We start from the raw sequence: 3,477 nt of genomic DNA on the forward strand, positions 1-3,477 counted from the left end.
GGATATCCTCTGTCACCAGCTGGGGGGCGAGCGCTACAGCAGCGACGATCTGCGCAAGATCGCCTTCCACGTGCGGATCAACCGCCCCATGTCACTGTTTGCCCGTTGCTGGCTGCTGGTGGAGGGGGAGACCGAGATCTGGCTGCTCTCCGAGCTGGCTCAGATCTGCGGTTACAGTTTGCGGGCTGAAGGGGTGCGGATCATCGAGTTTGCCCAGTGTGGCCAGTCGCCGCTGATCAAGGTGGCGCGGGATTTTGGCATTGAGTGGCACCTGCTGACCGATGGCGACGAGGCGGGGCTCAAGTATGCTGCCTCGGCCCGTGGCCAGCTCAAGGGAGAGCGGGAGCGGGATAGGTTGACCCAGCTCCCGGCCGCCGACATCGAGCACTACCTCTATCACAACGGCTTTGAAGCGGTGTTTCGCCGCGAGGCCGGGGTGGGCGGGCGCGCCATGTGGAGTGCCAGCCACATCATCAACAAGGCGATTCATCATCGCAGCAAGCCGGGCATGGCGCTGGCGGTGGTGGAAGAGGCGGAGCGACTCGGCGCCGAGCATATACCATCGGTGATCCGCCAGATGTTTGCCCGGGTGGTGGCGCTGGCCCGCGGTCAGGGCTGAATCCGGCCAGGTATCCCGTCACGATGGGGCATGGCTGCCAGCCGGGCTCCCTTCAAGGTGCATTGTTCTGGCGGCAATTGCCCCTGATCGTTTGCCGCGATTGGGGATAGCCGCCAGTTTGGGTATACTCGCCCCCTCTCTGGCGCCCCGGTGGCGCACCTCGAATCTTTACTGCTGGAGGCGTCGTGTTCGTCCAACTCCCTTTTTGGCTCTTTCCCCTCACCGGATTGATGGCGCTTGGCGCGCTGATCGCCCTCGGTATCGTGCTGTGGCGCGGTGATATCTGCCCCGGCCAGCGCTCGCGCATCAGTCAGCAGCTCTTCTCCATCTGGGTCATTACCGCCCTCTCTCTGATGTTGGCGGTGGAGGCCAAGGCGGCCAGCTGGCTCATCTGGAGTGGTGGTGTGGCACTGGTGCTCGGGGTCGGCTTGTCGCTGGCCCAGTCACGGCTGGAGGGCAAACGTTCAGTTCCCTCAACGTTGCTCTGGCTACCGGCGTTGCCGCTCGCTGTGTATGGCTTCGGGCTGCTGCAACTGCAGGGCTGGGTGAGCGGCCTGCTGCAGATGGCGATGCTGGGGGCGGCCTTTGCCCACCTGATGCTGCTGCGGGCGCGTCATCGTCTCCAGGCATTCAACACCCTGTTGCCGCTGGCTGGTCTGGTGGGGGCGATGGTCAGCCTTATCTGGCTGGCGGTGCTGGTGGGCTGGCAAGGGGGCGAAGCCAATCTCGATGCCCTGATCCCGGCAGTGGTGACGCAGGCTGCGCTGCTGGTGGCCTCTCTGCTGCTCTGGTTCAGCCCGCTCTACTTGCAGCGTGAGACCGCGCCGGTGGTGGTCTCCACCTCCCTGTGTGGTCTGCTGATCGCCCAGATCGCCGCCACCAGCGTGTTGCACCAGCTGGTCTGATACCGGCGCTGAAAAGAGAAAGCCCCGAGCCTTGGCTCGGGGCTTTTGCATATCTGACGCTCAGCTATCAATAGAAGTCGTCGGCGCCGCAGATAAAGAGGCAACTGCTGCGCGGTTGGGCGAGATACTCCCGGGTCAGCCCTTCCAGCGGCATACCGAAGGTGCAGATATCTTGCGGCGAGGGGAGGGCGGTATCGAGGATCCGCCGCCAGTAGCCGCCGACTCCCTTGGGGGGGCTCGGCAGGTTGAAGGTGAGGGGCTCCCAGTAGGCGTTGAACAGCACATAGAGCGCCAGCTTGGTTTCGCTCGACAGCGCCGACATGGCGATGGCGTGGGAGTGGGGGCTGAAGTCCGGCTGCATGGCGTTGACTCCGTGCCAGCAGATTTCGCTGTGGCGCAGGATCTCGGTGAGCGAGAGCGGCATGCTCTCCTGCTCCGGCCGTTGGAACAGGTGTTTGCGGTACTGGATCAGCTCCTTCATAAAGCGGAACATATCTTGACTGCGGGCATTGGGTAGCCAGTTCATCCAGCAGGTGGCGTTGTCCTGGCAGTAGCCGTTGTTGTTGCCCCGCTGGGTACGCAGCAGCTCATCCCCCATCAACAGCATCGGGGAGCCCACCGAGAGCAGGGTCGCTACCATCATGTTTTTGGCCTGGCGCAACCGCAGGGCGTTGATCTGGGGATCCTCCGTCGCCCCTTCATGGCCGTGGTTCCAGCTGAAGTTGTGATCGCAGCCATCGCGGTTCTCCTCCCCGTTGGCCTCGTTGTGCTTGCCGTTGTAACTGGCCCAGTCCCACAGGGTAAAGCCGTCGTGGCAGGTGACGAAGTTGATGCTCTTCTCGGGGTCGGCGTGGTGGTAGTGATAGATGTCGGGGCTGCCGCACAGCCGCTCGACAAAGGTGGTGACGCTGTTGTCATCCCCACGCAGGAAGCAGCGCACATCATCCCTGAACTGGCCGTTCCACTCACGCCAGCGGGCGCCGGCGAGCGACCCCACCTGATAGAGTCCCCCCGCATCCCAGGCTTCGGCAATCAGCTTGATGTCGGCGATGTTGGGATCGGTATCTATGGTGCGCAGGGTCGGCGCATTGGCTTGCGGCTGGCCCGATTCATCCCGCGACAGGATGGCGGCCAGATCGAATCGGAAGCCATCGACGTGCATCTCCTGACGCCAGAAGTGGAGGCTGTCCATGATCATCCGCAGCACCACAGGATGGGCACCGTTGAAGGTGTTGCCGCAGCCCGAGTAGTTGGTGTCCTTCTGGTTGTTGTCGAGGATGTAGTAGGCCTCGTTGTCGATACCGCGAAACGAGAAGATGGGGCCATCATCGCCCCCCTCGGCGGTGTGGTTGTAAACCACGTCCAGGATCACCTCGATATTGGCCTTGTGCAGCGCCTTGACCATGTCGCGAAACTCGGTCAGCGGATCATCGCCGCAGGCGTATTGCGCGTGGGGGGCGAAAAAGGACATGGGGCTGTAACCCCAGTAGTTGGAGAGCCCCTTTGGCGCATCCTGGGGATCGAACTGGAACACCGGCAGCAGCTCGACGGCGGTGATGCCGAGGGATTGCAGATAGGGGATCTTCTCGATAAGCCCGAGATAGGTGCCGCGCAGCGCCGGATCGACCCCGGAGCTTGGGGACTTGGTAAAGCCCCCCAGATGCAGCTCGTAGATCACCGAGCGGGAGAGAGAGTGGGCGGGCAGCTTGTCCCCTTCCCAGTTGTAGTGGCGGGTATCGACCACCTTGTTCTTGGCGCAGCAGACCAGATTGCTGCCGGGACGGGCCGCCGCCCATCGGTCGTAGTTGGCGCCGAGTTCGATGCTGCGGCCATAGGGGTCGAGCAACACCTTCTCGGCATCGAAGCGGGTACCGCCGTAAGGGCGCCACGGGCCCTGAATGCGATAGGCGTAGCGCTGCCCGACCGCGAGCCCCTCAACATGGATGTGCCAGT

3 protein-coding genes are annotated in these 3,477 nt (G+C 63.2%); 2 read left to right on the forward strand and 1 reads right to left on the reverse strand.

Features of this window, described 5'->3' with window-relative positions; translation table 11 throughout:
- Both LD28_RS0110660 and LD28_RS0110665 read left to right on the forward strand, forming a co-directional pair.
- The coding region (locus LD28_RS0110660; RefSeq protein WP_033136947.1) for an ATP-dependent nuclease at window positions 1-619 on the forward strand (619 nt) is incomplete at its 5' end.
- 185 nt (window positions 620-804) lie between these two features.
- Window positions 805-1,524, forward strand: a complete 720-nt coding sequence (locus LD28_RS0110665) for a hypothetical protein (protein ID WP_033136948.1) — start codon at window positions 805-807, stop codon at window positions 1,522-1,524.
- 67 nt (window positions 1,525-1,591) lie between these two features.
- On the opposite strand, the gene LD28_RS0110670 is transcribed toward LD28_RS0110665, so the two are convergent.
- Window positions 1,592-3,477, reverse strand: a 1,886-nt coding sequence (locus LD28_RS0110670; protein ID WP_033136949.1) for a glycogen debranching protein, incomplete at its 5' end; no start/stop codon positions are given.

It is taken from the genome of Aeromonas finlandensis (assembly GCF_000764645.1).
GTDB lineage: Bacteria > Pseudomonadota > Gammaproteobacteria > Enterobacterales > Aeromonadaceae > Aeromonas > Aeromonas finlandensis.